Source organism: Streptomyces sp. HP-A2021, from assembly GCF_022807935.1.
GTDB classification, from domain to species: Bacteria; Actinomycetota; Actinomycetes; order Streptomycetales; family Streptomycetaceae; genus Streptomyces; species Streptomyces afghaniensis.
Window position 1 is genome coordinate 6972134 of sequence record NZ_CP094344.1, and the last position, 24060, is coordinate 6996193.

The 24060-nt window shown below is 70.6% G+C and carries 18 protein-coding genes and 1 pseudogene; 10 read left to right on the forward strand and 9 right to left on the reverse strand.

What is annotated here, in order from left to right:
• Positions 1 to 11: 11 nt before the first annotated feature.
• From MQE23_RS31515 to MQE23_RS31540, 6 genes are all read right to left on the reverse strand, one after another.
• The gene (locus MQE23_RS31515; RefSeq protein WP_037671400.1) at positions 12 to 1322 is read right to left on the reverse strand and encodes a cation:proton antiporter; all 1311 of its coding nucleotides are present in this window, start codon (positions 1320 to 1322) and stop codon (positions 12 to 14) included.
• A 62-nt stretch (positions 1323 to 1384) separates the two neighbouring features.
• Positions 1385 to 6715 (reverse strand): non-ribosomal peptide synthetase, encoded by a 5331-nt coding sequence (locus MQE23_RS31520; RefSeq protein WP_243380895.1) that lies wholly within the window; start codon positions 6713 to 6715, stop codon positions 1385 to 1387.
• Positions 6716 to 6765: 50 nt separating this feature from the next.
• The gene (locus MQE23_RS31525; RefSeq protein ID WP_243380896.1) at positions 6766 to 8772 is read right to left on the reverse strand and encodes an ABC transporter ATP-binding protein/permease; all 2007 of its coding nucleotides are present in this window, start codon (positions 8770 to 8772) and stop codon (positions 6766 to 6768) included.
• 6 nt (positions 8773 to 8778) lie between these two features.
• Positions 8779 to 11196, reverse strand: a complete 2418-nt coding sequence (locus tag MQE23_RS31530) for a M20/M25/M40 family metallo-hydrolase (protein ID WP_243380897.1) — start codon at positions 11194 to 11196, stop codon at positions 8779 to 8781.
• Complete coding sequence (locus tag MQE23_RS31535) at positions 11193 to 11768, reverse strand: isochorismatase family protein (RefSeq protein WP_243380898.1); 576 nt, start codon at positions 11766 to 11768, stop codon at positions 11193 to 11195. Before MQE23_RS31535 ends, MQE23_RS31530 begins: the two co-directional genes overlap by 4 nt.
• Positions 11769 to 11952: 184 nt before the next feature.
• On the reverse strand, positions 11953 to 12705 hold the full coding sequence (locus MQE23_RS31540) for a hypothetical protein (protein WP_020275004.1): 753 nt from the start codon (positions 12703 to 12705) through the stop codon (positions 11953 to 11955).
• 264 nt (positions 12706 to 12969) lie between these two features.
• Here MQE23_RS31540 and MQE23_RS31545 point away from each other — a divergent pair, with 264 nt between their 5' ends.
• The 8 genes from MQE23_RS31545 to MQE23_RS31580 all read left to right on the forward strand — a co-directional run bounded on the left by MQE23_RS31545 (position 12970) and on the right by MQE23_RS31580 (position 20513).
• Complete coding sequence (locus tag MQE23_RS31545; protein WP_020275005.1) at positions 12970 to 13257, forward strand: hypothetical protein; 288 nt, start codon at positions 12970 to 12972, stop codon at positions 13255 to 13257.
• A 198-nt stretch (positions 13258 to 13455) separates the two neighbouring features.
• Positions 13456 to 14592 (forward strand): MFS transporter, encoded by a 1137-nt coding sequence (locus tag MQE23_RS31550; RefSeq protein ID WP_243380899.1) that lies wholly within the window; start codon positions 13456 to 13458, stop codon positions 14590 to 14592.
• A 95-nt stretch (positions 14593 to 14687) separates the two neighbouring features.
• Positions 14688 to 15476, forward strand: coding sequence for a cupin-like domain-containing protein (locus MQE23_RS31555; RefSeq protein WP_020275007.1), 789 nt, complete (start codon positions 14688 to 14690; stop codon positions 15474 to 15476).
• On the forward strand, positions 15473 to 16753 hold the full coding sequence (locus tag MQE23_RS31560; RefSeq protein ID WP_020275008.1) for an aminotransferase class I/II-fold pyridoxal phosphate-dependent enzyme: 1281 nt from the start codon (positions 15473 to 15475) through the stop codon (positions 16751 to 16753). The genes MQE23_RS31555 and MQE23_RS31560 overlap by 4 nt, the downstream gene beginning before the upstream one ends.
• Positions 16750 to 17643 (forward strand): CoA ester lyase, encoded by an 894-nt coding sequence (locus MQE23_RS31565; protein WP_020275009.1) that lies wholly within the window; start codon positions 16750 to 16752, stop codon positions 17641 to 17643. The genes MQE23_RS31560 and MQE23_RS31565 overlap by 4 nt, the downstream gene beginning before the upstream one ends.
• Positions 17630 to 18559, forward strand: a complete 930-nt coding sequence (locus MQE23_RS31570) for an acetaldehyde dehydrogenase (acetylating) (protein ID WP_243380900.1) — start codon at positions 17630 to 17632, stop codon at positions 18557 to 18559. Before MQE23_RS31565 ends, MQE23_RS31570 begins: the two co-directional genes overlap by 14 nt.
• The gene (gene dmpG, locus MQE23_RS31575) at positions 18556 to 19563 is read left to right on the forward strand and encodes a 4-hydroxy-2-oxovalerate aldolase (protein ID WP_020275011.1); all 1008 of its coding nucleotides are present in this window, start codon (positions 18556 to 18558) and stop codon (positions 19561 to 19563) included. Before MQE23_RS31570 ends, dmpG begins: the two co-directional genes overlap by 4 nt.
• Positions 19560 to 20513 carry an ornithine cyclodeaminase family protein gene (locus MQE23_RS31580; RefSeq protein WP_020275012.1) on the forward strand — a complete coding sequence of 318 codons (954 nt, stop codon included), beginning with the start codon at positions 19560 to 19562 and terminating at the stop codon, positions 20511 to 20513. Before dmpG ends, MQE23_RS31580 begins: the two co-directional genes overlap by 4 nt.
• Before the next feature lie 26 nt (positions 20514 to 20539).
• Here the strand turns inward: MQE23_RS31580 and MQE23_RS31585 are convergent, their stop codons facing one another.
• Entirely contained in the window at positions 20540 to 21031 is a 492-nt protein-coding gene (locus MQE23_RS31585; protein ID WP_020275013.1) for a MaoC family dehydratase, read from the reverse strand.
• A gap of 115 nt (positions 21032 to 21146) precedes the next feature.
• Here MQE23_RS31585 and MQE23_RS31590 point away from each other — a divergent pair, with 115 nt between their 5' ends.
• Entirely contained in the window at positions 21147 to 22505 is a 1359-nt protein-coding gene (locus tag MQE23_RS31590) for a hypothetical protein (RefSeq protein WP_243380901.1), read from the forward strand.
• A 94-nt stretch (positions 22506 to 22599) separates the two neighbouring features.
• Here MQE23_RS31590 and MQE23_RS31595 read toward each other — a convergent pair.
• A pseudogene (locus tag MQE23_RS31595) lies at positions 22600 to 22938 on the reverse strand (MazG-like family protein); the annotation flags it as partial.
• Positions 22939 to 22985: 47 nt separating this feature from the next.
• Positions 22986 to 23543 (reverse strand): DoxX family protein, encoded by a 558-nt coding sequence (locus tag MQE23_RS31600; protein WP_243380902.1) that lies wholly within the window; start codon positions 23541 to 23543, stop codon positions 22986 to 22988.
• 168 nt (positions 23544 to 23711) lie between these two features.
• Here MQE23_RS31600 and MQE23_RS31605 point away from each other — a divergent pair, with 168 nt between their 5' ends.
• A complete protein-coding gene (locus MQE23_RS31605; RefSeq protein WP_020269661.1) occupies positions 23712 to 24038 on the forward strand; it encodes a hypothetical protein in 327 nt (108 codons plus the stop codon).
• The last annotated feature ends 22 nt before the right edge of the window (positions 24039 to 24060 follow it).

Genomic DNA, 24060 nt, shown 5'->3' on the forward strand with positions numbered 1-24060 from the left:
TGTGCCCCGTCTCAGACCTTCTGCGGCTCGGAGACGGGCGCGTCGAACGCGGGTGGCACGGGCACCGGGTCCATGAGGGAGTCGTCGGCGTCACGCCGGATGAACATGCCGGCCAGGCCGGTCGTGACCAGCGCCATCACCACCAGCATGGTGTAGAGCTTCTGGTCCAGCAGGCCCACGCTGACACCGATGTTGAGCACGATGAGCTCGGTCAGGCCACGCATGTTCATCAGCAGCCCGAGCGTCCCGCTCTGCCGCCAGGACAGTCGGAACAGCCTCGCGGGAACGGCCGCACCGACGAGTTTCCCCACGCAGGCGACCAGCAGGATGAAGAGCATCTCCAGCGAGTTCCCCGCCGAGAGCGAGCGGAGATCGATCGAGATACCGACGACGATGAAGAACAGCGGCAGCAGGAAGACGCTCACCTGCTCGATGGGCTCCAACGCGTGCTTCTGCAGCATCGGGTGCACCGGCCGCGGCATGACCAGTCCGAAGACGAAGGCACCGAAGATGGCGTGCACGCCGATCCACGTGGTCGCGCAGGCGGAGAGAAACACCCCGGCGCCCACCACCGCCGACATGTACGGTGCGCCCGCCCCCATGCTCATCCGCTCTGTCAGCCGTGCCAGCAGGGGACGCACGACCAGGGCCATCACCGCGAGGAACAACGCCAGCCAGCCGGCCATGGCGGCCACCCCGAGCAGCGAACCGGCCGTCACGATGACCACCACCAGCGCCAGCGAACACCAGGCGATGGCATCGCCGAGCGCGGCGCTGGCCAACGCGAGCACCCCCACCGGGGTGTGCAGCATCCGGCGGTCGGCCAGGAACTTGGCCAGCACGGGAAACGCGGTGATCGACATGACGACGCCGATGAAGAGGGCGAACGGCACAGCGGCGACTTCCTCGCCGTTCACCACACCGTGCTCGCGGTAGAGCCACAGCGCCAGGGGGAGCCCGAGCAGGAACGGCACGGCCATGGCCGACACCGAGACGCCCACGACCACCCGTCGCCTGCCCTGGAGCAGCCCGGTGTTGAACTCCCATCCGATGAGGAAGACGAACAGCACCACGCCCACCTGGGCGAGCACCGACAAGTAGGGGCGGACGTCGGAGGGGAAGAGCACCTCCGTCAGGTTGCCCGGCAGCAGGCCGAGCAGGGAGGGGCCGAGAACGAGGCCCCCGACGAGCTCACCGATGACGGCGGGCTGCCGGAAGCGGAGCGCCAGCCGGCGCAGTGCGGCGCCGGTCAGCAGGATGATCGCGATTCCCGCCATCACCATCGCAACGACCGTGTCGCTGTCTTTCACGGGGCCGGCCATCGCCGCACCACCCTTTCTGTTCAAAGGCCCGGTGCCCACCACCGCGGGCACCGGACAGGACGTCAGCGGGCCGCGGGGCTCCGGGCGTACCGGGCACGCGGCAGGGCCACGGGGCCGGCCGGAGCCGCGGGCTGCGCCACGGCGGTCCCGGCGTCCAGCAGCTCCTGGACGCAGCGCGCCACACCGCGGGCCGTCGGCTCGTCGAAGAAGGCGTTGAGGTCGATCTGCACGCCGTGGCGCTCGCGCAGCCGCGTCGTCAGCCGGATGGCCAGCAGCGAGTGGCCGCCGATGTCGAAGAAGTTGTCGTCCACCGCCACGTCGGGGACCCCGAGCACCTCGGCGAGCAGCGTCACCACCTCGCCCTCCAGCGGGGACATCTCCGCGTCCGGGGCCGCGGCCCCGGCGGTGTGGGCGGGCGGTTTCGGCAGTGCGGCGCGGTCGATCTTGCGGTTCGGGTTCTTCGGCAGCTCGGGCAGCCGCAGCAGGACCGGCGGGATCATGTACCGGGGCAGCCAGTCGGCCAGGTAGGCGGTCAGCTCCTGCGGGGAGGGCGCGCCCGCGTAGTACCCGACGAGGCGTTTGTGCCCGGCGCTCTCGTCCACCAGGGTCAGCGACTCCCGCACCTCGGGATGGGAGAGGACGGCGGAGTCGATGTCGCCCAACTCGATCCGGTAGCCGCGGATCTTGACCTGGAAGTCGATGCGGCCCAGGAAGTCGAGCATGCCGCCCGGCAGCCAGCGCACCTGGTCGCCGGTCGCGTACATCCTCGCCCCCGGTTCGTCGCCGAACGGGTCGGGCAGGAACGCTCCGGCGGTCAGTTCCGGCCGACCGAGGTAGCCGCGGCCGAGCCCGTCGCCACCGATGAAGAGCTGGCCGGGGACACCCACCGGCACCGGGCGCAGCCACTCGTCGAGCACATACACCCGGGTGTTGGCGATGGGCCGGCCGATCGGCACCCGCCACGTCCCCTCCGGCACCTCGCGGACGGCGAAGGTGGCGGCGATGCTGGTCGACTCGGTCGGGCCGAAATCGTTGATGAGCAGGGGCCCGCCGAGCTCGACGACCTCCCTGGCGCGCTTGGGGTCCATCGTGTCGCCGCCGACCACGAGTTCCCTGGCACCCTCGAACACCGTCGGGTCGTACGCCGCGACCTCGGTGAACAGGGGCGTCGCGAAGACGACGGTGTCGACCCCGCCCGCGCGCAGCGCCTCGCCGAGCACCGGCGGATTGAGCACCGTGGCCTGGTCGAAGCCGTGCAGCACGGCCCCGTTCAGCATGGCGCCCCAGATCTCCAGGGTGGCCGCGTCCCAGGCGGCGTTGGAGATCTGCGCCATCTTGTCGCCCGGTGCGATGTTGATGAAGTTGGTGTTGCGCACCAGGCGGATCACGTTGCGGTGGGTGATGCAGATGCCCTTGGGCCGGCCCGACGAGCCCGAGGTGTACATCACGTACAGCAGCGACTGGGGACCGGCTCCGCCGTCCACAGCGGTGTCGTACGCGGGGTCGACGGCGATGTCGGGACGCAGGTACGCGTCCACGTGGACCACGGGCACCGTGACGTCCACGCCGGGCAGCCGGTCACCGGACGGCGTCAGCACCACGGCCGGACGCGCCGCGTCCAGGATCTGCCGCAGCCGCCGCCCGGGGTGGGACGGGTCGAGCGGCAGGTAGGCGCCGCCTGCCTTCACCACGGCGAGCATGGCGACCACGACGGCCGGGTCCCGGTCCACGTACAGGCCGACCAGGGTCTCCGGTCCGACGCCCAGCTCCCTGAGGCGGGCCGCCAGCGCATTGGAGCACCGGTCCAGCTCCTGGTAGGTGCAGCGGAAGTCGCCGTACACCAGGGCAGGTGCGTTCGGTGTCGCGCGCACGTGCTCCGCGAACAGGGCGGTGAGCGTGCTGTCCTTCGGGTAGGCGGTGGCGGTCTCGTTCCAGCCGGCGGCCTCGCGCTGCTCGGCCTGCGAGGCGTGCGGCAGCAGCCGCAGGGGCTCGGCCGGTGCCGCCGAGACCTGGGCGGCGAGCTGGGCGAAGTGGTCGGCGAACCGGTCGATCGTCGTGCGGTCGAACAGGTCGGTGCTGAAGGTGATCACGCCCTCCAGGCCGTCGCCCGCCTCGGAGAGTGTCATCCCGAGGTCCGTCTGCGAGGCTCTGCGCGTCAACTCGACCGACTCCACCGCCAGGTCGCCGAGCCGGGCGCGCAGGCCGCCCTTGCCGGTCTGGAGCGCGCCGAGCCCGTCCTGCCCCAGCAGATGGGTGTTGGTGAGGCTGAACATGACCTGGTAACCGGGAGAGCGGGAGGCGTCCCGGTGCAGCCGCAGCCGCTGTACGAGCGCCGGGAAGGGCATCTCCTGGTGTGCGAGCGCGCCCACCACCGTCCGCTTGGTCTCCCGCACGAGCTCGGTGAACGTCGCCTCCTCGGTCACCCGCGAGCGGATGAGCAGCGGGTTCACGAAGTAGCCGATCACGTCGTGCAGGTCCGCGTCGTGCCGCCCCGAGCCGGGCACGCCGACGAGGAAGTCCTTCTCGCCCGTGTAGCGGTGCACCAACAGCTGGAAGACCGACAGCAGCGTGACGAACAGGGTGGACTCCTCGGCCTCCGCGCGGCGCCGCAGTGCCTGTGTGACGCCGGGGTCCAGGGCGAACGTCACCGTGTCGCCGCGGTGGCTCTGCACGGGGGGCCGCGGCCGGTCGGCGGGCAGTTCGAGGACCGGCTCGCAGCCGTCCAGCTCCGCCTTCCAGTACTCCCAGAGCCGTTCGCCGCGGGGCGACTCCAACAGCCGCCGCTGGCGGTCGGCGAGCGAGAGGTAGGCGGCCTCGGGCGGCTCGGGCAGTGCCGGGCCCTCTCCTCGTTCCGCCGCGTAGAGACGAGCCAGTTCGTCGGTGAGCAGCGCCATCGACCACATGTCGGCGGCAACGTGGTGGAGCGTCAGCGACAGGATGTCGCCGTCGGATCGACGCAGCAGGAGCGCGCGCAGCACGCGGCCTTCGTCGAGCACGAACGGAGTGCCGTCGCAAGCGCGCTCCAGACGGGCGGCGAGGGCGTCCTTGCCCAGGGTGTGCCCGTCCTCCACCGTGAAGTCGACGTCCAGGTGGGGCAGCACCGTCTGGTACGGCTCACCGTCCGCCCAGCGCAGGGCGGTGCGCAGTACGGGGTGGCGGTCGACGAGGCGCTGGAAGGTGCGGTGCAGGGCGTCGGGGTCGACGTCCGCGAGCAGCCGCACGGCGAGGGAGATGTGCAGTGCGGACGTACCGGGGTGCTGCTGTTCCATGAAGACCATGGCCTGCTGGTTCGTGGTCAGCGGCAGGTGTTCCCCGGGAGCGGCCGGCGTCGGCCGCGCGACCGGTGCGGCCGGGGTGTCGAGGGTGAGGTCGTCGACGGCGGCGCCGGCGAGCAGCTCGGCCAGCGACAGCTCCACGCCTGTCGTCTGTGCGACGGCGGCCTGGAGCTCCACGGCGGCCAGCGAGTCCAGGCCCTGCCCGACGAGCGGCGCCGTGCGGTCCACGCTGACGCCCAGGCGCCGCGCGGCCAGATCGGTGACGACGGCGCGCAGGGCGTCCGGGTCCGGCTGCCGCCCCGGGGCGGCAGCCGTGAGCACGGCGCTTGCGGCGGCGGTCGCCGCGGCGGCCGCCTGCGGCGGCGTCCCGGACGGCTGCGGGCCGCCCGTGTCGGACCTCCGCACCACCTTGATCGTGCCGGTGGCGAGCGCCGCGCGGGTCGCGGAACGCTGGATCTTTCCGCTGGTGGTACGCGGGATGCCGCCGGGCCGCACGAGCACGACCGACCCGGGTGCCACAGCGTGCTCCCGTACCAGCGCGGCGCGCACGGCTGCGATCACCTCGTCGGCCGTCTCCGCCACATGGCCGTGCGGCGTCTCCAGGACGAGACAGATCTCCTCACGGCCGTCCTGTTCGACGGCGAAGGCGGCGGCGCCGCGTCGCAGCGTGTCGTGGGCGGCGAGCGCGGTCGTCTCCAGGTCCTGCGGGTAGTGGTTGCGGCCTCGGACCACGATCAGGTCCTTGCTGCGGCCGGTCACGTACAGGTGGCCGTCGCGCACGAAGCCGTAGTCCCCGGTGCGCAGGTAGGTGCGTTCCTCGCCGGTCAGCCGGGCCCCGAACGTGCCGTCGGCGGCGGGTTTGCCCCAGTAGCCGTCGGCCACGTTCTCGCCGGCCACCCAGATCTCTCCGACGGCGCCAGGGGCGCAGGCCCTGCCGTGCTCGGCGTCGGCGACCGTGACGTCCAGGTCCACGGCGACGGGCCCGCAGTCGACGACGGGAAGCCCGTCGGCCGCCGGCTCGGGGAGGCGGCCGGGACCCAGCGAGTCCGCGGCGAAGGTATGGGCGATGTCCTCGTCGCCCACCCGCCTGCCGGACACCATCAGCGTCGCTTCGGCCAGCCCGTAGCAAGGGAAGAAGGCCTCGCGGCGGAACCCGAGTGGCGCCATGCGGGCAGCGAACCGCTCCAGCGTCCTCGCGCGCACCGGCTCGGCGCCGTTGAACGCCACCTGCCAGCGGGACAGGTCGAGCCCGGCGAGACGCTCCTGCGGAATGCGGTCCACGCACAGGTCGTACGCGAAGTTCGGCCCGCCGCTGATGGACGCACCCAGCTCGGATATCAGTTCGAGCCACAGCAACGGCCGGGTGATGAACGCCGTCGGAGCCAGCAGCGTCGCCGGGGCTCCGGCGTAGACGGGCTGCAGGATGCCGCCGATCAGGCCCATGTCGTGGTACGGCGGCAGCCAGCTCACCACACCCGTGTCAGGGCCGGATCCGAACCGTTCCTGGATCTGGGCCGAGTTGACCACCAGGTTGCGATGGGTGACGCGTACGCCGCGCGGTGTCCCCGTCGAACCGGAGGTGTACTGGAGGAACGCCACGCTGTCCCCGTCGATACGGGGCCGCCGCCAGTCGTCCGCTGCGGGCAGGTCGCCGTCGACCGAGATCAACTGAAGCCCCGGCGCCCGCAGTTCCTCGGCCAGTTCGGCGGCGCGCGCCAGCTGGCTGCCCGGCACCAGCGCGGCCGCGGGTCGTGAGTCGGCGAGCACGGCCAGGTGCCGGGCCGAGTACTTGCCGCCGCTCGGGGGGTACAGCGGGACCGCGACGGTGCCCGCGTACAGGCAGCCGAGGAACGCGGCCACGTAGTCCAGGCCTGGCGGCAGCAGTACGAGGACCCGCTCGCCGGTGAGTCCCCTGGCGGCGAGCATCGCGCCCACCGACCGGGCTCGGGCGTCCAGTTCGGGGAAGGTCAGCGAGGGCCGCTCGTCCCGGTCGGGGCTCACGAAGGTGTAGGCGGTGCCGCCGCTGAGCGTCGCACGCTCGGCCACGACGTCCACGAAGGTCGGGGCGCGCCTGACGGAGAGGTCCGTGGGTGGGGCGTTGGTGCTCGGCAGGTACATGACAGGGAGTCCTTAGGCGGATCGTACGGAGGTGTTGCCAGGGGACGTGCTCAGGCGGTGCGCCAGCGGATCCAGCGGCTGGCGCCGACCAGGCCGGCCGCGGTCATCGCGGCCAGGACGGCGATGTCGAACAGGAAGGTGGCGCCGAAGTCACCGACCAGGGCGAGGCGCAGGGACTCCGCCGCATACGTGGGCGGGAGCAGGTAGCCGAACACCTGGAGCGGAACCGGCAGCGACTCGATCGGGATGAGCACCGGGGCCACCAGCAGCAGCACGAAGATCATCAGGTTGACGATCACGAGCAGCAGGTCCATGCTGCGCACGAGCGTCCCGATGGCCAGTCCTATGGCCGACAGCGCCATGCAGGACAACGGCAGCACGAGCAGGAGCGCGGGCGAGATGACGAAGTCGGTGTCGTACATCAGCTTCGCCACGATCATCGGGGTGATCAGGCCCGGCAGGATCAGCAGCAGCCGGGAGAACACCATCGCGGCCAGGAACGAGATCCTGCTGATGGGCAGCGACGCGTAGTACACCATCATCCCGTCCTGGCGCAGGACGCCGATGCGCTGGGCGAGCGTGCCGATACCCTCGTTGGCCACGGAGAAGATGGCCGCGCCGCTGACGATGAACAGCAGACTCTGCTCGTCTGACAGACCATTGCCGATCCGGGTCAGGCCGAACACCATGGCCGTCGGCATCAGCAGGCCGAACATCAGCACCCACGACCAGGTGGTACGAACCTCCAGCATCTGTTCCAGCCACAGGTACTTGAGGTCGATTCCCATGCGTCGCAGCCGTGTCTTCGCACCACGGGCAGGCACCCCCTTCCCGTCCCGGGGCACCGGGCCCGCGGACGCGGCCTGTCGGGTCCGGGCGCCGGAAGCCGTCTCGTCGCCCGCCTCCCCGAAGGCGGAGGGCGGGGCGGGAGTCGTCGCCGGTGCGCTCGGCGCCGTCGTCAGGACGGCTGCCGCGGACGTCACCGCTCCCGCAGGCACGAGGCCGGCAGCGGTCTCGCTCGCCTCCGCGCTCGCCAGGCCCTCCGCGGCGTCCGGCTCCGTCGTCACCGAAGGGGCCGCATCCGGCACCGAACGGCCGTCCATCGTCAGATAGACGTCCTCCAGCGTCGGCCGGGTCAGCCGGAAGTCGGCCACCCGGTCCATCCCCACCTCGCCGTGGACGAGGCGCATCAGCTCCGGCATCCGCGCGGAGTCCGTCTGGACCAGGTAGCTGCCGTCCCGCTTGCCCGCGGTGATCGTGCCGACCGCGCCGAACCGTTCCCGCTCGTGCCGTGCCAGCCCGCCGTCGCCCTTGACGAACAGCTCCAGCCGGATGCTGTCGCCCAGCGCCTCCTTCAGACGGCCTGGCGTGCCCATCGCGGTGATGCGGCCACCGTTCATGACGGCGACCTGGTCGACGGCCGACTCGGCCTCCAGCACGTTGTGCGTGACGAGGACGACGGTCGTGCCGTCCGCGGCGCTGCGCCGCGACACCATGTCCCACACGAGCCGCCGGTTGTGCGGGTCGAGTTCGTTGGTCGGCTCGTCGAGGATGAGCAGTTTGGGCCGGCCCATGAGGGCCATGCCGAAGTTGACCAGACGTGTCATGCCGCCGCTGAGCTGGTCCACGTAGCGGTCCCTGACGTCGCCCAGGCCGAGTTCCTCGATGAGCTCGGCGGTCTGGCGGCGCGCGTCCGCCTCGGACTGGCCGCGCAGCCGACCGGTGTAGTGCAGCGCCCGCCGCACCTCGACCAGGCGCATCGACAGGCCGGTCTGCGGCAGAAAGCCGGTCATGGCCTTGACCTCGTCCGGCCAGGCGACGGCGTCGATGCCCTCGACCAGGATCTCGCCCGAGGTGGGCCGCACCAGGCCGAGGAGCTGCGACACCAGCGTGGTCTTGCCCGCGCCGTTTGCTCCCAGCAGCCCGAAGACCTGGCCGCGGGGAATGCTGAATGTCAGGTCGTCATTGGCCTTGACGAGCGTGTCCGAGCCCCCGGTCGGGAAGACCCGGGTGAGGTTACGGACCTCGATGGCGTTGTCCCGTGAGACGTGGTTCATGGATCCTCAGATCTCTTCCGCCGCACGGGCGATGACGGAGTCCTCCGGCAGGAAGCCGAACGCGACCGGGACGGTGTCCCGCGGCCGCGGCCCCACCAGATCCCGCACCTGCGGGGTCAGACCGATGGTGTAGTCCGCTACGTCCACGCGCAGCCGGGTCCCGGCCGGGACCTCACAGCTGACGTCGAAACCGCGCGCACCGTAGTGGTGGAAGACGACGTCGTTCGCGCCTCCCGTTTGCTCCTTCATCGCCGCCCGGTCCAGGCGGGTGCCCGCGACCGTGCAGGCGGCGAGAGGTTTTTGCGGCAGCCGCACCTGGATGCGCCAGGCGGGGCGCTGCGACTCGGCCCTGAAGCGGACCGTGCGGGTGCCGCCGCGGGTGGTGTCGTCCAGCACCGTGACCTCCGGGAGGGGGATGTCCAGCGCGGGCGCCTTCGCCACCATCGCCGGCTCGTCTCCGCGCGGAGGGAAGTAATCGTTCACGGCAGCCCGCCTCGGGTCGTCGCCCAGCGCTCCGCGCGTCCAGGCATCGGGTGCCGGGTCGCCGCTGAACCACAGCGTCCTGGCCTTCACGTCGTCGCGTACGTACAGCAGCGAGTCGGGCCTCGGCCGCTCCGCGCTGAACCCGTGCCGGACGACGCCGGTGCCCAGAAGGGCCAGCGCGACACCGGCCGCGACCACGGCACTCAGTCCGGTGGCAGGCAGCCGGACCAGCAGCGGCAGGGCCGAGACCAGACCGGCCGTGACGAAGACCATGGCCACCGAGGCGAGCGGAATACCGAGCGCCGTCAGCAGGCTGCCCGTGAGCGGCACGAAGAGAACGACGGCGACGGCGGGCCCGGCCGACCACAGCAGCGCACCGGCCCACATCTCCCGCGTCCCGGCCGCCGTCTCGCCCGTCGCGCGTCCCTCGGTCCGGCAGATCCACCACAGCGAGGGCAGCGCAGCGAGCAGCGGCCACTGCAGGAGATAGCCGGCACCGGGCAGCACCAGCGTCAGCACCGCGAGCAGCAGGCCCGCGAACAGCAGCACGCCACCCGTCGTCTCGGCCGGGCGCAGCCGGCGCAGCACCTTGGCCGCCGTCAGCAGGACGCCGCCCACGATCGCGCCGAACGCCGCCACGAACCAGCCCCGGTTGTACGGCTCGGCCAAGGGCAGCGCGGCCAGGTCGGGCGCGAGCAGCAGCGCCAGCGTCCACAGCCCGTGGACCACGGCACCGGCCGCCACCAGCGTGCCGAGTGCCGTCCCCGCCGCCGCGACGACCCGCAGGGGACGCAGGGCGGACCGGCGTGCCCCCCACACCAGCAGGCCGGCGAGCACCGTCAGCGTGAGCCCGGCCAGCGGCAGCGCCCACGACACCGGGTAACGCACGAGGACCCGCGCGAACAGGTCGAAGTAGACCCCGTTCTCGCCGCGGAGCTGCTCCGCGTCGGCGCCGTCCAGGGCCCGCACCATGCCGACCATGGCCTCACCGTGGTGCTGCATGCTGTCCCGGTCGAGCTGTTCGACGGTGTCGGAGCGCGAGTGGTAGTCGTGGAACCCCTCGATGAAGGCGGAGTTCAGGCCCGCGACGCCCTCCTTGCGGAAGACGGTGAAGTCGCTGTCGTTGGGCAGCCGCTTGTAGACCTCGTACGCCAGCGAGTTGGCGACCGGGCGCGGGTTGGCCTCGGCGAACAGGTCGATCAGCGGCAGATTCCCCTCGCCGGTCTCGAACAGCATCACCGGGCCGCCGCTGCCGCGCGCCTCCCAGTTGAGCACCGCACCGAACTCGTCGAGCCCGTGCTCCCGTGTGAAGAACTCGGCTCCCAGCGCTCCGAGTTCCTCCCCGTCGCTGAACAGGAAGACGACGTCGTTCTCGACCCCGCCGGACGCCTTGAGGGCGCGCAGCGTCTCCAGCATGGCCGCCACCGCGGCCCCGTCGTCCGATGCTCCCGGCCCGTTCGGCACGGAGTCGTAGTGGGCGACGAGCAGCAGCGCACCGCCCGCGTCGCCCTGACCGTCGCGCCCGTCCGGCCCGTTCTCGCCGGGCAGCCGGGCGATCACGTTGTGCACGGTCGCGGACGGGAACGGGCTGCCCATGTCGGGCTGCACGACCTCGCCCGACTGGACGACGACTTCTGCCCCCAGCTCCCGTGCCGTCCGCGCGAGGTACTCGCGGACCCGGGTGTGCTCGGCGCTCCCGAGCGGATGCGGTTTCCGGGCGAACTCCGTCAGGTACTCGGCCGCTCGGGCCGCCGAGAACTCTCCTTGTGGCGCGTCCGTTCCCTTCGCGGGCGGCGGCTGCAGCGCCAGTGTGCCCAGCAGCGCGAGGAGCGCCAGAAGCGATGAGACGGCAAGCAGCACCACGGGGTGGCGTCGCCGGGGAGGCACCACGCCGGGCGCGGCCGGCCTCACGTCGGTGGGGGCAGAAGACGTCGTGGTCATGGCGTGTCCGCGCCCTGCAGTTCGGGCTCCTCGGGAGCGACGAAGTCGACCTCGGCAGCTGTTTGGAGCCGGATCTCGTACGGCCGGCGCTCGACGTAGACGCCGTAGCCGTCGAGGATGCGGTGGTGATGGTCGATGATCGCCTCAAGGGGGAGGTGCTTCGCCGGAGTCGAGTGGCCGTCGGAGACCAGAGTCACGTCGTACCCGAGGGTCACGGCCTTGCGGCAGGTGGAATCGATGCACAGTTCGGTGACCAGGCCGGCAACCACCAGGTGCCGGATGCCGTGCGAGCGCAGCAGCTCATCCAGCCGGGTCTCGTGGAAGGCGTCACATTCGACCTTGCGTACCTTGAGGTCCCCCTCCTCCACGCCGAGTCGGGGGTCGATCTGCCACTCCTCGGAGTCGACGTCGCCGAGGTCGTCGTCCTGCACGTGGACGACGGGAACCCCGAGCGCACGCGCCTTCTCGGCGAGCGGACGCAGCCGGTCCAGCAGGGAGTCCGCCTCGGGTACCGCGTCTTCTCCGGTCAGCAGGCCTACCTGGAGGTCCACCAGGACAAGTGCCGTAGTCATCTGACTGATCTCATTTCGGTCGGGTGGGATCGGGTGGCGGCCGGGGCCGGTGCTGCTCGGGAGCGCGTCGGTGTGTCACCACCGAACGTGCGCGCCGAACCGCACCGGCCCGGCACAGGTGCATGCCTGCGCCGATCAGGCTGATCGCTGGGAATGGAACCCAAACCCGCTCGGTGCGGCGGGATCAGTTGAACATCGCCTGCATGGTTTCGTGGGTCGCCTTCTTCAACTGGTCCTGCTCGCTGCCCCAGCAGGTGTTGAGGATGATCCGCGTCTTGTCGGCGTTCAGCGGAATCGTGCGGTGCAGGGTGGTGTCCGACCGCAGGAAGTACATCTCGCCGGTGGCGTGCGGGTACGTGCTGATCGGGTGCTTGGCGAGGTACTCGTGGACCCGCGGGTCGTCCTTGTCCCAGTCCGTGTGCGGAACGGCCTGGAGCTGCCCGCCGAACTCCGGGCCCGGCGCCTCGATGATCCAGATGACGGTGAAGCTGAAGTCGCCCCAGTGCCAGCCGTGCGTGTCACCCTGCTTGTGCTGGCGGATGAGGACGTACTTCTCCTCGTCCCAGGGGCAGGGCAGGACCGGCTGGCCGGCGATGCGGGACAGAGTGCCCATCATCGCCTCGGAGTTGTAGACGGCCCGGACGAGTTCGCTGTCGTTCTCGATGGCCTTCTGGCTCACCGTGCTCATGAAGCGCGGCGAGTTGCTGGTCTCCTTCAGATGGATGTCGATGCGCTGCTGGTGCAGGTCCAGCAGCCTGTGGCACTCCTTCGTGATGGTCTGGAAGAGGTCCTTCGAGACGAAGTTCGACAGTTTCACGTAGCCGTTGCGCCGGAAGCTCTGCGACAGCTCACGCAGCGCGGCGTCGTCAAAAGCGCCCGCGAAGTGGTTCGCCAGCTCCTTCTCGATCTGCGCCGGGGCAATCTCGTCGAATGACATGTATTTCTCCCTGCTTTCACGCCGAAGCCCGTTGGCGGAAATCCGTCGGGCGATTCGTGAGTGAACCTACGCGGCGCCGAAGAGGCCCACAAGGAAAGGGGCAGTAACCCGGGCCGCGGTTGCCGGTAGCGAACGCATCCTGCCCACTCCTGCCGTAACTGCCGGAAGTCTGCCGCCCAACCGCCTTGCGCTGCGCCCCGGACGAAATCATCCTCAAGTGAGGCCTTACCGCGCTCATAACCGCCATGTGGGGGAGACGACGAGATGAACGAACCCCTGGACCCGACGCGGAGCGTTTCACCACGGGACCAGGTCGAAGCTCTCCTGGGGGACCTGGTCCACAGCGAGGGCACGCCATCCGACCCCCTCGGCCGCGCGCAGGTCAGCGGCCTGCGTACGGTCCTCTGCCTCCTCGACGCAGAGGAACAACCTCTCACTTCCGGGCAGCGGCTCGCGCGCCTTCGCAAGGCCCGCGCCCATGCCCGCACCACCACCTTCCTCACCGCATACCTGCTCAACGACGCCACCCTCCCCGGCAGCCCTGACGAATAAGGGAATTCGGGACGGGCGGCTACGCGACTCGAAGCCGTCGCGATTTCTTTCCGGGTATTCTTTTACATCGACGGGAGAGCTGTGTCCGCAGAAGCATCGGGGATGCATTCCGGGCTCGGGTCCTATGTGCGACTGCTGAGATCGCCCGGTGCGGCAACGTTGGCGCTCTCCGGGATGATCGGTCGATTTCCGATCGCCATGCGCTCCCTCAGCTGCCTGATGCTGGTATCGGCCGTCACCGGATCGCTGGCCGAGGCCGGGACGGTGGCGGCGGCGATGTTGGTCTGCCAGGGGGTGGCCAGTCCAGTGCTCGGCCGCCTGGCCGACCGGACGAGCCAGCGGCGGGTGCTGCTCACCGCATGCCTGGCGCACGCGGTGGGGATGGCGTCGCTGCTGGTGTCGATCGCGCTCAAGGCTCCGCTCTGGGTGCTCATCGCGGGGGCGGTCGCCGCCGGGTGCACCTCCGTGTCGTTCGGCTCGTTCGTACGGGCACGGTGGGCGGCGATGGTCGCCCCCGAGTCGCTCCGGACCGCCTACGCCATGGAGTCCATGCTGGACGACACGATCTTCCTGCTCGGGCCGCTGCTGGTCACGGCGTTGGCATCGGCGGTGCATCCGGTCACGGGTCTGCTCACGTGCTGGGCGCTGCACACCATCGGCTCCCTCGCGGTCGCCCTGCACCGCAGATCCGAGCCGGCGTCCGAGCCGGTACCGGGTCGCAGCCCCGTACGAGCGATCACCGTGACCGGGGTGTGGGTGCTGACGCTCGCGTATGCCGGAATGGGCTTCCTGTTCGGCGCCGTGGACGTCTCGATGATCGCGTTCGCCGAGGAGCAGGGGACACCCTGGTTCGGCGGCGTACTCCTTGCTCTGATCGCAGCCGGCAGCCTGGTTTCCGGCCTGGTCTACGGAGCGGTCGACTGGCGCGTCCCGCAGGACAGGATGCTCTCGATCACCACGTGCTTCCTGATACTCAGCGCGATCCCCCTCGCCCTCACCGACTCGTCTCTCGTGATGGCCTTCCTCGCCGTCGTCGCGGGCGTGGCCATCTCGCCCGCGCTGATCTCGGGAAGCACCCTCCTCGAGTCGGTGGCTCCGCAGGGCTCCCTGTCGGAGTCGTTCTCATGGCTCACCAGCGCCGGGGCCTTCGGCATCGGCTCGGGCACGGCAGTGGGCGGGGCGCTTTCCGACATGAACGGTTCCGCGCACGGGGTGTGGGCGGGCGTCGGCGGCGGGGTCGTCGCCGTGGCACTCAGCGTCGCGGGGCGGCGGGCGCTGCGGCAGGGCAAGCCGGACGTGCAGCCGGCATCGACATGGGCGGTATCCGAACAGTGAACGATGAGGACAGAGTTGTGAACACAGCGCATTCTGTGTCGGGGCGGGACACTCTCGGGGGCCTACCGGTTCCCCGCATCTCGTTCGACGAATTCATGGCCTTCGGGCGGCGGGCCCTCATCCGGGCCGACGTTCCAGTGATCATCACCCTGCCGAAGGGCACCGAGGGCCTGGGCCGGGAAGGCGTGGCCGAGCGCCTCGGCGACATGAGGGTGACCCTGTTCACCGAACCGAGCAACAAGCAGAACTCCAAGCGATGGACCACCGAGGAGATCAAGCTCCGCGAGTTCTTCGAGAACGACAAGTACCTGACCGACCCCGGTACGTGGAACCGCATCGTCTCGAACTTCCGCAACAGCCCGGACGACGTCAACGCGATCCTCGGGTTCGATGCCGGAAAGCTCTTCGACTATCGGGGCCCGATGAACGCCGCCAACCTGTGGATCAGCCACCAGGGCGTGTTCACCCAGAGCCACTTCGACGAGCTGGAGAACTTCAACATCTGCCTGGAGGGCCGCAAGCGGTTCGTGCTGGCTCCCCCCGGGTTCTGGGAGTACTACCCCAGGTCGCTCAAGGGAGGGTTCGGCGACAAGTCGCAGGTCTTCGACTTCGACGACGTGGACTGGGCGCGGCACCCGAAGGTGGCCGCCAAGCTCGCCCAGCGGCGCGAACTGGTCCTGGAGCCAGGGCAGATGCTCTACCTCCCGCTGGGGTGGTGGCACCAGGCCGAGTCGCTGGACGAGATGAACATCAACATGAACTTCTGGCTGCGTGACGCGAAGATCTTCCGTCGGCCCTACGTGCTGGGCGTGGCGCTCTACACCGCGGTGTTCCGGAAGCTCAAGGGCGTCTACAACTACGAGCCGGCGGTGACGAGTTCATGACCGAGCGGAAGACCATCACCCCCACGCACCGGTACCGCAACAACGACAAGCTGATCGGAATCGGCAACGAATTCTGGGACATGTCGGAACGCAACGGCCTGGCCGGAATCGTGGCCGACCTCGACGCCGGCTCGGGCGTGCTCCGCGCCACCGAGGGGCATGAATTCATCGCCGAGGGCCATGAGTTCGTCAACTTCAGCTGCTGCTCGTATCTGGACCTCGACTCACACCCCGAGGTGATCGAGGGCGGCATCGACGCGATGCGCCGCTACGGCGTCCTCGACCACTGCATCGCCCGCAGCCGGGTCCAGATCCCCGCCATGCGGGAACTGGAGACGTCCCTGGGCGAGCTGTTCGGCGCCCAGGTCGTCTGCTCCATCGCCGCGAGCACCGCGACGTTCGGCCTGCTCCCGCTGATCGCCTCCGGCCACCTGGGCAACGGCACCCGGCCCTTGATGATCTTCGACAGGAACGCCCATGTGTCGATGGCCGGCCTCAAGCCGGTCTGTGCCGACGAGACCGAGGTCGTCACCTCACGCCACCACGACCTCGACTTCATCGAGGACATGTGCAAGAAGTACGCCAAGGTCGCCTACGTCTGCGACGGCAGCGACAGCCTGGGCGGCTACGCACCGGTCAAGGAACTGGCCGAGCTGCAGGACAAGTACGGTCTGCTGGTCTACTACGACGACTCGCACTCCCTGTCGGCCTACGGCGAGCGCGGCGTCGGCTACGTCCGTACGCACAGCCCGGTCCAGGACGAGCGCACCATCACGGTGGTCACCCTGAACAAGGCGTTCGGCACCAGCGGCGCGGCGATCGTGCTCGACGGGCAGTCGAAGAAGACCCTGCGCGTCATCGAGCGATTCGGCGGCGCCCTGAACTACTCGCAGCTGCTGAACACCGCGTCGGTCGGTGCGAGCCTCGCCTCGGCACAGATCCACCGGACCGGCGAGCTGACCACCCTGCAGAACCGCCTCTACGCGAACATCGAGCTCTTCGACTCGCTGGTCCGCACGGAGCAGGCCGGCAGCACGTTCCCGATCCGGCTCGTGCCGATGAGCGACGCGACGGTGATCGAGGCGGGCCGTCGCGTGATCGAGGCCGGCTTCTACGTCTCGCCGGTGTTCTTCCCGATCGTCGCACGCGGTACGGCAGGACTGCGCGTCATGATGCGGGCGGGCCAGACCGAGCAGCAGATCCGCGATCTGTGCGATGTGCTGGTCGAAGTGGGCGCCGAGGCGGCCGCCCCGCTGTCCGGGGAGGCGGTCCTGTGACGAGCACGGCCCGAGCGATCCCGCGCAGCATCCTGTACACCCCCGCGCTCTCCCTCGACCGAGTGGTCAAGGCCTGGTCGTACGACGCGGACGTGCACCTGATCGACCTGGAGGACGGAGTCCCGCCGCAGGAGAAGCCCGCGGCGCGCGACGTGTGCCGGGCGGCCCTCGACAAGGCGCCGGAACCGGAGAACGTCGCCGTGCGCGTCAACGGACTCGGCACCATCGAGGCGGTCCACGACATCGAGCTGCTCGCCGGGTCACCGGTCCGGCCCGGCTTCGTCGTGATGACGATGGTGAAGTCCGCGGTCGAGGTGAGGCTGATGCGCGACACCCTCGCCTCGGCGGGGCTGCGCCCACAGATCTACGTGACCCTGGAGACCCCGGAGGCCGTCGCCTGCGTCGACGAGGTCGCGGCGGCCGCCGACGGGCTGATCCTCGGTTCCGCCGACCTGGCCGCCACCCTGGGCATCGAGATCACCTGGGCCGGCCTGCTCGCGACCCGGCAGGCCATGGTCATGGCCTGTGCTCGCTACGGCACCGCCTGCATCGACACCGGCAACTTCCGGCTCACCGAGCCGCTCGTCCTGGCCGAGGAGATCGCGCGGGGGCGCGAACTGGGCTTCCAGGGCAAGGCGACCGTGCACCCCGGTGAGCTGGACGCCATCAACCGGGCCCTGCGGCCCGACCCGGAGGGTCTGCGCCTGGCCCGGCGGGTCTCCGACGCGGTCCAGGCCGCGGGTGAGGGAATCGCGGTCCTGGACGGGAACATGATCGGCCCGCCGTTCGCCCGGATGGCCCGGATGACGGTGGCACTCGGGGACGCCTGGGCTGGTCGGTTCGGCCGGGCCGGCGGCAATCGTGAAGGGATGGACAATGACCGTCATTGAGGAGGCGACCGCCCCGAGGCCGGGTGCCGTCCGGGCCGTCTCCGTCGCCGTCATCGGCACCGGGGCGATCGGTCAGGACCTGGTCAGCAAGATCCACCAGTCCGACGTACTCGAATGCGGCCTGGTGGCCGGGCGCAGTCCGGAGTCCGCCGGCCTGCGGCGCGCACACCGGCTCGGCTACGCCACCACGGCCGGGGGGATCGACGCGGTCCTCGCGGTGCCACGCCCGTTCGACGTGGTGTTCGACGCCACCAACGCCGCTGCGCACGTCGAGCACTGGCGGCTGCTCCAGCCGCTGGACACGCTGCTGATCGACCTGACGCCCAGCAAGGTCGGGCAGATGGTGGTGCCGACCGTGACCGGGACGCACGCCCCGACCGAGCGCAACATCAGCCTGATCAGCTGCGGCGGCCAGGCGTCCACCCCGATCGCGCACGCGTTGGCCGGCCGGTTCGAGGTGGAGTACATCGAGGTCGTCTCCACCGCGGCCAGCACCATCGCGGGCCGGGCCACCCGGCTCAACCTCGACGAGTACGTGGCGACGACCCAGCACGCCATCAGCACGTTCTCCGGCGTGCGCGACACCAAGGTGCTCCTCAACATCAGCCCGGCCGTGCCCCCGGCGACCTTCCGGACGACCGTCCACGCGGTCGTCCCAGGAGCCACCGCCGAGGCGGTGCGTGCCGTGGTCGACGAAGCGGCCGCGCGGGTACGGGCGTTCGCGCCCGGCTACCAGGTCATCGGCTGCACGGTGGAGGGCGACCGGGTCGTGGTGTCCCTGGAGATCATCGCCAAGAGCGAGGTCCTGCCGCCGTACGCCGGGAACCTGGACATCATCAACTCGGCCGCCGTCATGGTCGCCGAGCAGCACGCGGCCCGGCTCGCCCTGGCCGCAGGGACGAAGGTGGGCCGATGAGCGCCGTCGTGATCCATGACCCCACGTTGCGCGACGGCCAGCACGCGGTGCGGCACCAGCTCGGTGTGGCCGCGCTGCGAGGGTACGCACAGGCGGCCGACGCGGCGGGCGTCCCGGTGGTGGAGGTCGGCCACGGCAACGGCCTGGGCGCCTCCTCGCTCCAGGCGGGACGGGCAGCGGTCAGCGACGACGTGATGCTGTCCACCGTGCGGGAGGCCCTGAGCACCAGCAGGATGGGTGTGTTCATGCTGCCCGGCTGGGGGACCTCCGACGAGCTGCGCAAGGCGGTCGCGCACGGCACCGACGTGGTCCGTGTCGGCGTGCACTGCACCGAGACGTCATTGGCCGAGCGCCACCTCGAATTCCTGCGGGAGCAGGAGACCGAGGCACACTGCGTGCTGCTGATGAGCCACATGGCCACCCCCGAGGAACTGGCCGAGCACGCCGCGAGCGCCGTCGGGTACGGGGCGCAGGCGGTGGGGATCATGGATTCCGCGGGCCACTTCCTGCCCGGGGACGTCGGCGAGCGGATCGGTGCGATGGCCGCGGCCGTGGATGTGCCGGTGATCTTTCACGGGCACAACAACCTCGGCATGGCCGTCGCCAACTCCGTGGCCGCCGCCGAGGCCGGGGCCAGGATCATCGACGGCTGTGCGCGCGGCTTCGGCGCCGGGGCCGGCAACACCCAGCTGGAGGTGCTCGTGCCGGTGCTGGAACGCACCGGGTTCACGACCGGCATCGACCTGTACGCGCTCCTCGACGCCGCCGAGTTCGCCGAGCGCGAGCTGATGCCCGCGCCGCCGGTCACCGGCTCGCTGAGCATCGTCAGCGGGCTGGCCGGGGTGTTCTCCGGGTTCAAGCACCAGGTACTCGACCACTCCGCGCGTGCCGGGGTCGACCCGCGCGACGTGTTCTTCGAGCTCGGCAGGCGGCAGGCCATCGCCGGGCAGGAGGACCTGATCCGGGACGTCGTGGCCGAGCTGAGCGAAAAGGCCGGCGCATGAGCGGGCAACTGATGATCGGCGCCGCGGACATGGCGGGCCGAGAGCGGCTGCTGCGGGTGATCGACGCGCTGGCCGATGTGTTCGTCGACCTGTCGGCGGGCCGTACCTCCTCGCCGCCCCGGACCCTCGTCCAGCACGGCCCGCAGCGGGAACTGCTGGCCGGGACGGCGGTCTGGGAACGGCGCGGGGTGGGCAGCGTCAAGATCACCACGCTCACCCCGGACAATCCGGAGCGCGGGCTGCCGCTGATCCACGGGGTGGTCGCGCTGACCGCCCTGGAGACCGGCCGGATCACCGCCCTCCTGGAGGGCGCCGAACTCACCGCCCTGCGCACCGGTGCGGTCGCGGCACTCGCGACCCGCCTGTGCGCACCGGAGCACGCCGAGGACCTGGCTGTCATCGGCGCCGGGGTGCAGGCCCGCGCGGTGGTGCGAGCGGTGTCCGCAGTGCGCCCGATCCGCTCCGTCCGGGTGTACTCACGCACCGCGGCCCGTACGCAGGAGTTCGCCCGGTGGATCCGCGACACGGCGGGCGCCCCGGTGCGGGTCACGGTGTGCCGCACGGCCGAGGAGGCCGTCACCGACGCCGCGGTCGTCTGCACGACGACCTCCACCAGCGGCCGTACGCCCCTCGTGGAGGCCGGCTGGGTGGCTCGAGGCGCACACGTCAATGTGATCGGCGGGACCCATGAAGAAGCCCTCGAAGTCGCCCCGGCGCTCCTGGCGGACGCGTTCGTCGTCGTGGAGCAGCGGGTCGCGGCTGTCGAGGAGGCGGGCGAGGTGCGGGCCGCGCTGGCCGCCGGGCTGATCGGCGAGGACCGGCTCCACGAACTGGGCGAGCTGGTCAACGCCCCGGCCGCGACCGGCGGCCGGACCTCGGTGTTCCGCTGCGTAGGCATGGCCATCGAGGACACGGCCGCGGCGGCAGCGCTCTACGAGGCCGCGAGCTGAGCCGATCCGGGCATCGGCCCTGTCGGTCAGTCCGTCTCGCGGCAGCGGACCATGAAGGAGCGCTCGAACACTATGACGGCTTCCCCGGTCGACTTCGTGCCGGTCGTCTCGACCGTGATGATCCCTTGCCCGGGCCGGGAGTTGGACAGCCGTTTGTCGAGGATCCGGCTCGTGGCGTACAGAGTGTCGCCGACGTACACCGGATCCTTCAGGCGCACCTTGTCCCAGCCGAGGTTGGCCACGGCACGCGCGGACAGCGCCTGTACGGTCATGCCGCCGACCAGGCACAGCGTGATGCCGCTGTTGACCAGCACCCGCCCGTACTCGGATCCCGCGCCGTAGTGCCGGTCGAAGTGCAGGGGGTGCTGGTTCATGGTCAAGAGGGTGAGCCAGGTGTTGTCGGTCTCGGTGATGGTCCGCCCCGGCCAGTGCCGGATCACCATGCCGGCCTCGAAGTCCTCGTAATCACCGCCGTGCTCCTCGACGTACTCGTTGTGCTGGACGCGGCGCAGAGTCATGGGTCGATCTCCCCTGTGAGATACGGCGGTTGCTATGCGATCAGACCGTACGTCATCCAGATCACGGCAGGTCAGAACAGTCCCGACGGGACGAAACAGGTAGGGGGAACAGCGGATGACCGCGCTTGAGGACCACGGAACGCACGGGGCGAAGGACCACCCGTGGTTCGGCAGGCACCGCTTGGCGCCCGCCGCTCCGGCGAAGACGATCAGCGAGATGCTGCGCCACGGGCTGCGGGACATCGGCTACCCGTACCAGCCGCTGCTGCCCGCCGCGCCGTTCGCTCTGCCGCGGGCGACCTATGCGGAACTGTTCCGCGTCTCCGCCGCGCTGCTCGACATGGTGCGCCGCACCGCCCTCGAGACCGCGCCCACCACGGAGGGCAGGCTCACGGCGTACAGCATGCCGCGCAGTGAACGCCAGTTGTTCATGGCCGACCCGTTCGTGGAGGAACGGTACGCGGACTGCGTGGCCCGTCCGGACGTCGTCATCGGGCCCAACGGGCCGCAGTTCCTGGAGTTCAACGTCAGCGGCGCGCTCTGCGGCGCGGTGGAGGTGCACTGCCGCATGGACGTCTGGCACAAGCTCTACGCGAGCGCGGGCCGGGTGCCGTTCACTTCTCCCGATCCGTTCGCGGCCCGTACCCGGATGTTCGAAGACCTGTGCGCGGAGCTGGGGGCGGAGCCCCGGGTGGCCCTGCTGGGCAGCGCCCGCGACCAAGGAGGCTTCACCCGCTACTTCGACCTGCAGACGGACTACTTCAACCGCCATGGACTCACGGCGCGCTTCTTCGAGCCCGAGGACCTGCATGAGGCCTGGGACTGTCCGCCGCACCTGCGCTACCCACTGGGCCTGCGGGACTTCACCATCCCCGACTGGGAGGCTCTCGGTCTCGACACGGCGCCGGTGCAGGCCGCGGTGGACGCCGGCTGTCTGCTGGTGGGCACCCAGACCTCCACCTTCCTGTCCAGCAAGCTCACCATGGGCCTGCTGTCGGAGGGGCGGCCGTGGATGAGCGCGGCCGAGCGGAATCTGGTCGACACGTACCTGCCGTGGACGCGAGTCCTGTCCGACAGGGGGACGCACCGGGACGGCCGCAAGGTCGACCTCGTCCAGTACGCCGTGGCCCACCGCGAGTCCCTGGTGCTCAAGGCGAGCGTCGGAATGAGCGGCAAGCAGGTCGTCATCGGCCGTGAGACGGAGCAGGCGCAGTGGGAGACGGCGGTGGCCGCAGCAGCCGAGGCGGGCACGAGCGTGGTGCAGGAGTACGTGGATCCGCAGACGTACCGGCTTGCGATGTGTGCCGACGGTGTCGACGAGCCGTACGAAGTCGACGTCGCCCCCGTGCTCGGGCCGCTGCTGTTCGGCGGCCGCCCGGCAGGGGTGTACGCGCGGTTCTACGGTGACGGCACGAGCGGGATCGTCAGTGTGTTCGGTGGCAGTAGCTCCGACAACTGCGTCGTCGCCGTCTAGGGCGTGTCCGTAAAGTCCCGTCGTCCGCCCGGACGCCGCAGGGCAGGCGGGACTTTGCGGACACGCCCTGGCGGTCGAGGGGCGCTCTCGTCGTCCCCAGCGACCTCTTCGCAACCCGCTCCAGATGCCGCCCGAACACCTCCCGCGCCTCAGGCGTCAGCGTCCGCAGCGCCAGCAGCGCGGTGATGACGACGTCGCACAGCTCCGACTGCACGTCGTCCCAGGTGTGTGTCACGCCCTTGCGCGGGTTCTGGCCGGTCGCGCCGATGACCGCCTCGGAGACCTCGCCGACCTCCTCGGACAGTTTCAGGATGCGCAGGAGCACGCCCTCGCGGCCCTCGACCGGGCGGTGGGTGTCGAGCCACTCGGACAGGGTGTCGACGGTGGCCCACAGGTCGGGCGAGGGCGGGGGCTGAGGCGTGTGATCGTCCATGGGGCGGCAGCCTGCCACGAGGGTCTGACAGCGAGGCGCCCCGGCGGCTACTCCATGTACTCCTCTTCGAACAGCGGGTCCTGCTCGCCTTCCTTCGCCTTCCGCAGCCGCCGGTTGCGCGCCCCGACGATCAGGGCCGTCCCCGCCGCCGTCGCCGCGAACGCCGCCGGGATCATCCAGCTCCGGTTCACCGCGTGCCCGAGCGCGTGGTCCAGGGAGAGCCGGCCCGGGCCGGTGACGGCGAGTCCGGCGGCCGTGAGGCCCAGTGACGCCGCGTACTCGTAGCCGCCGCCCTGGTTGAAGAAGCCGTTCGGTGTGTGCACCGCCGCCGCGCCCGCCATCGCGCCGGCCGCCGCGGCACCGGCCGCCGGTGTGGCCAGGCCCAGGGCGAGCAGGGTGCCGCCGCCGGTCTCCGCGAGGCCCGCCGCCGTCGCGCTCGCCTTGCCGGGGACGTAGCCGACGGACTCCATGAACTGGCCGGTGCCCTCGATGCCGTGCCCGCCGAACCAGCCGAACAGTTTCTGCGTGCCGTGCGCGGCCAGCACACCGCCCGTCCCCAGCCGGAGCAGCAGCAGGCCCAGATCACGTCGGTCGTAACGCCTCACGTCGTCTCCCGGAGCAGACATCAGGAACAGCAGGGAACAGATGAACCCTCCCCGTCGCGTTTCCACCGTCGCACTCCTGACACCCCGCGACACCCGGCGGACCCGCCCGGGACGCCGTTCGGGTGGCACGGGTGGCGTGGTCCGGTGGCCGGTACGAGGCTGACTGGCATGACGATTCAGACCACGCGTCTCAGCGACCCGGCCGTCCGCGCCTTCGTGACCGCCGTGAACAACCACGACCGCGAGGCCTTCATGGCGCTTCTCGCGCCGGGCGCGACCATGGCGGACGACGGCTCCGACCGCGACCTCGCCGACTGGATCGACCGGGAGATCTTCTCCTCCCACGGCCACCTGGAGGTCGACAACGAGTCCAACGGCGGCCGCGCCCTCATCGCCCGCTACAGCAACGACACGTGGGGCGAGATGCGCACCCGGTGGAGCTTCACCGTGGACGACGACGGCCGGATCTCCCGCTTCGAGACCGGCCAGGCCTGAAAATCCGCACCCCGCCGGGGCT